The 6,771-nt window shown below is 63.4% G+C and carries 8 protein-coding genes; 4 read left to right on the forward strand and 4 right to left on the reverse strand.

Annotated features, from left to right (window positions below):
* The 3 genes from ACTG4J_RS14130 to ACTG4J_RS14140 form a co-directional block, all read right to left on the reverse strand.
* Positions 1 to 389, reverse strand: a 389-nt coding sequence (locus ACTG4J_RS14130) for an NAD(P)-dependent oxidoreductase (RefSeq protein WP_439140380.1), incomplete at its 3' end; no start/stop codon positions are given.
* On the reverse strand, positions 386 to 1,453 hold the full coding sequence (locus ACTG4J_RS14135; protein ID WP_439140381.1) for an enoyl-CoA hydratase/isomerase family protein: 1,068 nt from the start codon (positions 1,451 to 1,453) through the stop codon (positions 386 to 388). The genes ACTG4J_RS14130 and ACTG4J_RS14135, both read right to left, overlap by 4 nt.
* A 40-nt stretch (positions 1,454 to 1,493) precedes the next feature.
* Complete coding sequence (locus tag ACTG4J_RS14140) at positions 1,494 to 2,636, reverse strand: acyl-CoA dehydrogenase family protein (protein WP_439140382.1); 1,143 nt, start codon at positions 2,634 to 2,636, stop codon at positions 1,494 to 1,496.
* A 141-nt stretch (positions 2,637 to 2,777) separates the two neighbouring features.
* Here ACTG4J_RS14140 and ACTG4J_RS14145 point away from each other — a divergent pair, with 141 nt between their 5' ends.
* Positions 2,778 to 3,284 carry a YkgJ family cysteine cluster protein gene (locus tag ACTG4J_RS14145; RefSeq protein WP_439140383.1) on the forward strand — a complete coding sequence of 169 codons (507 nt, stop codon included), beginning with the start codon at positions 2,778 to 2,780 and terminating at the stop codon, positions 3,282 to 3,284.
* Here ACTG4J_RS14145 and ACTG4J_RS14150 read toward each other — a convergent pair.
* A complete protein-coding gene (locus tag ACTG4J_RS14150; RefSeq protein WP_439140384.1) occupies positions 3,268 to 4,767 on the reverse strand; it encodes a CoA-acylating methylmalonate-semialdehyde dehydrogenase in 1,500 nt (499 codons plus the stop codon). The two genes, ACTG4J_RS14145 and ACTG4J_RS14150, sit on opposite strands and share 17 nt — an antisense overlap.
* A gap of 113 nt (positions 4,768 to 4,880) precedes the next feature.
* Between ACTG4J_RS14150 and ACTG4J_RS14155 the strand changes: the two genes are divergently transcribed.
* The 3 genes from ACTG4J_RS14155 to coaD form a co-directional block, all read left to right on the forward strand.
* Positions 4,881 to 5,792, forward strand: a complete 912-nt coding sequence (locus ACTG4J_RS14155; protein ID WP_439140385.1) for a LysR family transcriptional regulator — start codon at positions 4,881 to 4,883, stop codon at positions 5,790 to 5,792.
* 62 nt (positions 5,793 to 5,854) lie between these two features.
* Positions 5,855 to 6,289: a CBS domain-containing protein gene (locus ACTG4J_RS14160; protein WP_439140386.1), complete on the forward strand. Its 435-nt coding sequence runs from the start codon at positions 5,855 to 5,857 to the stop codon at positions 6,287 to 6,289.
* A 100-nt stretch (positions 6,290 to 6,389) separates the two neighbouring features.
* Positions 6,390 to 6,771 (forward strand): pantetheine-phosphate adenylyltransferase (coaD, locus tag ACTG4J_RS14165; RefSeq protein WP_439140387.1); only part of this gene is annotated, 382 nt, incomplete at its 3' end.

Genomic DNA, 6,771 nt, shown 5'->3' on the forward strand with positions numbered 1-6,771 from the left:
CCACCGACCATGAAGGTCAGCGTACCGGCCTGCGCGCCGCCCACACCGCCCGAGACAGGGGCATCCAGCGCGCCGATCCCTGCGGTGGCGGCTTGTTCGGCCACGGCGCGCGCGCTTGCAACATCAACGGTCGAGCAATCGAGCAAGACGCTGTTTGGGGCCATCGCGGCGATCACCTCGGTGGCCACTTGACGCAGGATTGCCCCATTCGGCAGCATGGTAATGACCACCTGTGCGCCTGCGGCGGCGGCGGGCGCATCGGCGGCCATCGTCACACCTTCAGGCCCAAGCCCCGTGATGTCATAACCCGTGACCGCATGGCCAGCGGCCACCAGATTGGCGGCCATCGGCCCGCCCATATTGCCAAGGCCAATGAAACCGATTTTCATGCCACATGTCCTTTTGCCTGCATGCGCCATCCCGCGGCGCCCAAGGGCATCAACATGCCCGAAACGGTGGTCTGGGCGACATCATCAAGGCTGGCATGGCGCCATTTGGGCGATTTGTCCTTGTCGATGATCGCGGCCCGGATGCCTTCGAGAAAATCGCCATGCTCCATCGCGCGGTAGCTGAAGCGATACTCCTGCTCCAGCGCATGTTCGATCGTGTCGCGCAGGCGGGCGCGATGCACCAGTTCCAAGGTGCAGGCCACGGCCAAGGGGCTGCCCGCCTTCAGGGCGGCCAGGGCGCCTTGTGCAAAATCGCTCTCGCTCAGGCGTAAAAGGTTGACGCAATCGCGGATTGTGTCGCCGCCGAAAAACCCGTCGATCGCCTCTTGCTGAGCGGCAAGCGGGCTGTCGGGCGGGGTCTGGGCGGCACGGTCAACCGCCTCCCAATCGCCGCTGGCGCAGAGGGCGGCGATCAGCGCGGGCCAATCGGCGTGTGGAATGTAATAATCGGCAAAGCCTGCATGTATCGCATCGCCCGGCCCCATCCTTGTGCCGGTCGTCCCCAAATACTCGCCAAGTCGCCCCGGCGCGCGCGCCAGCAACAGCGTGCTGCCCACATCGGGAGCAAGGCCGATCCCGCATTCGGGCAGCGCCAGCTTGCTGGTCTCGCAAACGATCCGGTGCGACCCATGACAGCCGATCCCCACACCGCCGCCCATCGTATAGCCTTGCATCAAGCTGACGACCGGCTTTGGAAACTGGAACAGCTTGGCGTTCATGCGGTATTCATCGAACCAGAAACGATGGCCGAAGGCGTAATCGCCGCGCATGCCATGGGCGTGCATCTGTGCGATATCCCCGCCCGCGCAAAAGGCGCGATCGCCTTGCGCATCTATGACGATCAACGCGACCTTCGCATCCGACGCCCAGGCATCGAGTGCCGCCTCGATGGCAAGGCACATCGCGTAGCTGAGTGCATTGAGCGCCTCGGGTCGGCACAAGGTGATGCGTCCGGCATGTCCCTCGATCCGAATATCGATCTCGTTCGACATTGCGCTGCTCATCCCTTCATCTTTCTAAAAATACGCATCGCGCCCTTGGTCATCAGCGCGCAGCCAGCATGTTGCGGGCCACGATCAAGCGCATGATCTCGTTCGTGCCTTCGAGGATCTGATGCACCCTGAGGTCGCGCACCAGTTTCTCGATCCCGTAATCGGCCAAATAACCATATCCGCCATGTAGTTGCAGGCATTGATCGACAACGTCGCTGCCGGTTTCGGTAACGAATTTCTTGGCCATCGCGCAGGCTTTCGTGGCGTCCGGCGCCTCGGTGTCGAGCTTCCATGCCGCTTGGCGCAGGAAGACCCGCGCCGCCTGCAAGTCGATCTCCATATCGGCCAGCCGGAACTGCAATGCCTGGAACTGGGCGATGGGCTGACCGAAAGCATGGCGTTCTTGCATATAAGCCAATGTCTTTTCCAAACCCGCTTGCGCCGCGCCAAGGCTACAGGCCGCGATGTTGAGGCGGCCACCATCAAGCCCTGCCATCGCGTAGCGAAAGCCGTGGCCTTCCTCGCCCAACAGGTTTTCTGCCGGGATATGGCAATCGTCGAATTGCACAGCCCGCGTGGGTTGCGACCGCCACCCCATCTTGTCCTCAAGCCCGCCAAAGGACAGGCCCGGGGTGCCATCCTCGACGATTACGGCGGATATTCCAGCCGTGCCTGTATCGTCAGTCCGGCACATCACCAGATAGGCGTCCGAATAGCCGCCACCCGAGATGAAGGCCTTGGAGCCGGTCAGGGCAAAGCCGTCATTTCGCCGGGCCGCACGGGTCTTGAGCGCCGCCGCATCCGAGCCCGACCCCGGTTCGGTCAGGCAGTAGGAAAAGAAACATTCCATCGACAAGGCGCGGGCCAGGAACTTGGCCCGTAGAGCCTCCGATCCGTGGCGCGCAATCATATTGGCGCACATGTTGTGGATCGACAAAAACGCCGCGACCGAGGGGCAGGCCTGCGAAAGCGCCTCGAAGACCAGCGTCGCTTCGAGCCGCGTCAGGCCGGAGCCGCCCTGATCTTCGGGGACATAAAGCCCGCCGAAACCAAGTGCGGCGAGTTTCGGCCATAGCGACTTGGGGATCGTTCCCTCGCGCTCCCATATGGCCGCGTGGGGCGCGATCTCGGCTTGGCCGAAATCACGCGCCATGTCGAAAACGGCCTGTGCCTCTGGGCTGAGTGCGAAATCCATGCCCTCGATCCTCCCCCGATCCGTCAATGAATTGAACGCGTGTTTAATTTCCGACTGTTGCAGCAATTTTGCAAGGGTCAGCGCGGCGGGTTGGCGTGAAAACAACCGCTTGCACAGCGCCTTGCGGCGCATTAGCCATTTGTGCGGCGCAACGCGGGCGGCACGGGGCCGATCCAGCCGGCGCGACAATCGGGTGCCTCGGTGTCCTCCCCTACAATTGATTGCACGTCCTGCGGGGCCTGCTGCTTTGGCGGTCACGACCGCTATATCGCGCTTTTGCCGCAAGATCGGGACCGCACGATCCCCGAAACGGCGACCACCGAGATCGGGGGGCGACGGTTCATGACCATGTCTTGCGGGCATTGCGCGCAGCTTGGCGCAACAGCGGATGGGCGGTTGATCTGCGCCATCTATGAGGAGCGCCCCGAGGCATGCCGCGCCTTTCGCGCGGGCAGTTTCGAATGCAACAAGGCGCGCCAGCATCGCGGGATCGAAGCCGAAGCCTTGCGGGCTTTTGCCTTGGCGCAAAAACCATCGGCACCACCCCATGCGGCGGTGGTGCCGATATCCCTGCCGATCGCAGGGCCGATGCAAGGGCCGGGGCCGGGGGGCGAGCCCCCGGCAGAGCCGGTCAGTCCATCGCCTTGAAGTTGAAGGCGGCCCCTTCCTTGATGCCCGAGGGCCAGCGCGCGGTCACGGTCTTGGTCCGGGTATAGAAGCGGAAGGCATCGGGCCCGTGCTGGTTCAGATCGCCAAAGCCCGATTTCTTCCAGCCGCCGAAGGTGTGATAGGCCAGCGGCACCGGGATGGGCACGTTGATACCCACCATGCCGATATTGATGCGGTTGGCGAAATCGCGCGCCGCATCGCCATCGCGGGTGAAGATCGCAGTGCCATTGCCGTACTCATGGTCCATCGCCAACCCGATAGCTTCCTCGTAGCTGGCCGCGCGCACGGTCGATAGTACGGGGCCGAAGATCTCGGTCTTGTAGATGTCCATGTCGGGTGTCACGTGGTCGAACAGATGGGGACCGACAAAGTATCCGTTTTCATAGCCTTGCAGGTTGAAGTTGCGCCCATCGACGACCAGTTTCGCGCCCTGCGCCACGCCGCTTTCGACCAGCCGCAAGATATTGGCCTTGGCCGCGCCTGTGACGACGGGGCCGAAGTCGATGTCATTGCCTGCCGTATAGGGACCGACCTTGAGCGCCTCGATCCGGGGGATGAGTTTCTCGATCAGCCGGTCGGCGGTTTCCTCGCCCACGGGCACGGCCACCGAGATTGCCATGCAACGTTCGCCCGCAGCACCGTAGCCCGCGCCGACCAGCGCATCGGCGGCAAGATCCATATCGGCATCGGGCATGATGATCATGTGGTTCTTGGCGCCGCCGAAACACTGGCTACGTTTGCCGTTCGCGGTCGCCCGGCTGTAGATGTATTGCGCGATGGGGGTGGAGCCGACAAAGCCCACGGCCTGAACCGGCTCGCTATCGAGGATCGCGTCGACCGCTTCCTTGTCGCCATTGATGACCTGCAAGATGCCATCGGGCAGGCCCGCCTCTTGGCACAGCTCGGCCAGCATCATCGGGCATGATGGGTCGCGCTCGGATGGCTTGAGGATCATCGCATTGCCCGCGGCCAGGGCCGGTCCCATCTTCCACAGCGGGATCATCGCGGGAAAGTTGAACGGCGTGATGCCCGCGACCACCCCAAGCGGCTGGCGCATGGAATACATGTCGATGCCGGGGCCCGCGCTGTCGGTGAAATCACCTTTCAGCAGATGCGGCGCACCGATGCAGAACTCGATGACCTCAAGTCCGCGCTGCACATCGCCCTTGGCGTCGGGGAAGGTCTTGCCATGTTCGCGGCTGATCGCCTCGGCCAGCTTGTCCATGTCGCGGTTGATCAGCCCCACCAGCGCCATCATCACCCGCGCGCGGCGTTGGGGATTGGTCGCGCCCCAAGCGATCTGTGCCTTTGCGGCACTCGCGACGGCGGCGTCAAGCTCGGCCTTGGACGCCAAGGCCACCTGCGCCTGCACCTCGCCCGTGGCAGGGTTCATGACATCGGCGAAACGTCCCGATGTTCCGGCCACGCGTTTGCCGTCGATCCAATGTCCGATCTGTTCCATCATCATCTCCCTTTCCGGATGCCCCGAGTTTAGCCTTGCAGGAATGCCGGGAAAAGCGGCAGGTTGCCAAAGTCGTTTTGCAAAAATGCAAGACGCTTGCAAGGTGGGGCGGGATGAACTGGGATGATCTACGCGTGTTTCTGGCCGTCGCGCGTGCCGAAGGCCTGTCGGGGGCCGCGCCGCGCCTCCGGCTTGATCCGGCAACGGCTGGTCGCCGCATTGCGCGGCTGGAACAAAGCCTGGGTGCGGTGCTTTTTGCCCGTTCGCCGCAGGGTTACACGCTGACCGAGGCGGGCCAACGCCTTGTGCCGCGCGCCGAAGCGGCCGAAGCGGCGCTTGCGGGCGGGCTAGACGGTGATGGCCATGACGGGGCAGGGCGGTTATCGGGCACGATCCGCATCGGCGCGCCCGATGGCTGTGCCAATTACCTGTTGCCGCAGGTCTGTGCTACGATTGCGGCCAGTCATCCCGACCTCGACCTGCAGATCCTTGCGCTGCCCCGCGTGGTCAACCTGTCGCGGCGCGAGGCGGATCTGGCGATCACGGTCTCGCCGCCCGCGACGCAGAGGCTACAAGGTGAGTTGCTGTCGGATTACCACCTCTCGCTTGCCGCCTCGCGACGCTGGCTTGCGGCACATGGCGCGCCGTCAGGCCCCGAGGCTTTGCGCGATGCGGCCATGATCGGCTATATCCCCGACATGATCTTCGATGCCGAGTTGGATTACCTCGCACAGTTCGGGATCACTCGCGTCGCCTTTGCATCGAACGCGGTATCGGTGCAGCTCAACCTTGCGCGCGCCGGCGCGGGGCTGGCGATCGTGCATGATTTCGCCTTGCCCAGCGCCCCCGAGCTGGTGCGGCTTTTGACCGGTCAGCTACGCCTCAGGCGCAGTTTTTGGCTGGTCACCCATGCCGGGCCGCGTGATGCGCGGCTGGCGCGGGTCTCGAGCCTGTTGCGCGATGGGATCAGGGCCGAGATCGCGCGGCGCGAAAAACTTGTCGCCGATGGCGCGAACGACGCTTGACAGAACAACCCCAGCGCGTGGACGCTGACCTCCCAGACCACTACGGACCAAGGGAGGCCCAGATGCTGGTGCAACAAATCTTGAAATCCAAATCCGATGACGGCGTCGTCACCATCGCGCCCGACGCAAGCCTGTCCGAGGCTGCAAGGCTTTTGGCCAGCCGCAAGATCGGGGCGGTCGTCGTTTCCCCCGATGGCAAAACCGTGACGGGGATCTTGTCTGAACGCGACATCGTGCGCGAGATCGCGGCCAAGGGTCCGGGTTGCCTGCCCGAGGGGATCGACGCGGTCATGACGCGCAACATCGTGACCTGCTCGCGCGACGATACATCCGACGCGGTGTTGGGCTTGATGACGCAGGGCCGGTTTCGTCACCTGCCCGTGGTCGATGGCGCCGAGATGGTCGGGCTCATCTCGATCGGTGATGTGGTCAAGGCGCAACTGGCCACGCTCGCGATGGAGAAAGAGGCGCTCGAGGGCATGATCAAGGGTTTTTGATCGCGCCCTTTTCGTTCCCTTTGGAAAGCGGGGGCTTGCAAAGGCGCGCACCCGATGGTTGTGTCCGCCCCGAAATGAAAGGCACCGGCGGGGGTAGGCGATGCGCATAGGGCTTTATCCGGGAACGTTCGACCCGATCACGCTTGGGCATATCGATATCATCAAGCGTGCCAGCCTTTTGGTCGATCGGCTTGTGATCGGGGTCGCGATCAACCGCGACAAGCATCCGCTGTTTGCCCTTGAAGAGCGGGTCGCCATGGTCGAGGCGGAATGCGCCAAGCTGTCGGCGCTGACCGGCACCGAGATCGTGGCCCATCCTTTCGAGAATCTGCTAATCGACTGTGCGAGCGATGTGGGCGCCTCGATCATCATTCGCGGCCTGCGCGCGGTTGCCGATTTCGAATATGAATACCAGATGGTGGGTATGAACCGCAAACTGAACGCCGAGATCGACACCGTGTTCTTGATGGCCGAGGCCGACC

The sequence above is a fragment of the Roseicyclus sp. genome (assembly GCF_965662675.1).
Classification (GTDB): Bacteria; Pseudomonadota; Alphaproteobacteria; order Rhodobacterales; family Rhodobacteraceae; genus Roseicyclus.

Coding starts and splice junctions, on each gene's coding strand:
- ACTG4J_RS14135 (WP_439140381.1), bottom strand. CDS start 1,453: ATGAGCAGCGCAATGTCGAACGAGATCGATATTCGGATCGAGGGACAT.
- ACTG4J_RS14140 (WP_439140382.1), bottom strand. CDS start 2,636: ATGGATTTCGCACTCAGCCCAGAGGCACAGGCCGTTTTCGACATGGCG.
- ACTG4J_RS14150 (WP_439140384.1), bottom strand. CDS start 4,767: ATGGAACAGATCGGACATTGGATCGACGGCAAACGCGTGGCCGGAACA.
- ACTG4J_RS14155 (WP_439140385.1), top strand. CDS start 4,881: ATGAACTGGGATGATCTACGCGTGTTTCTGGCCGTCGCGCGTGCCGAA.
- ACTG4J_RS14160 (WP_439140386.1), top strand. CDS start 5,855: ATGCTGGTGCAACAAATCTTGAAATCCAAATCCGATGACGGCGTCGTC.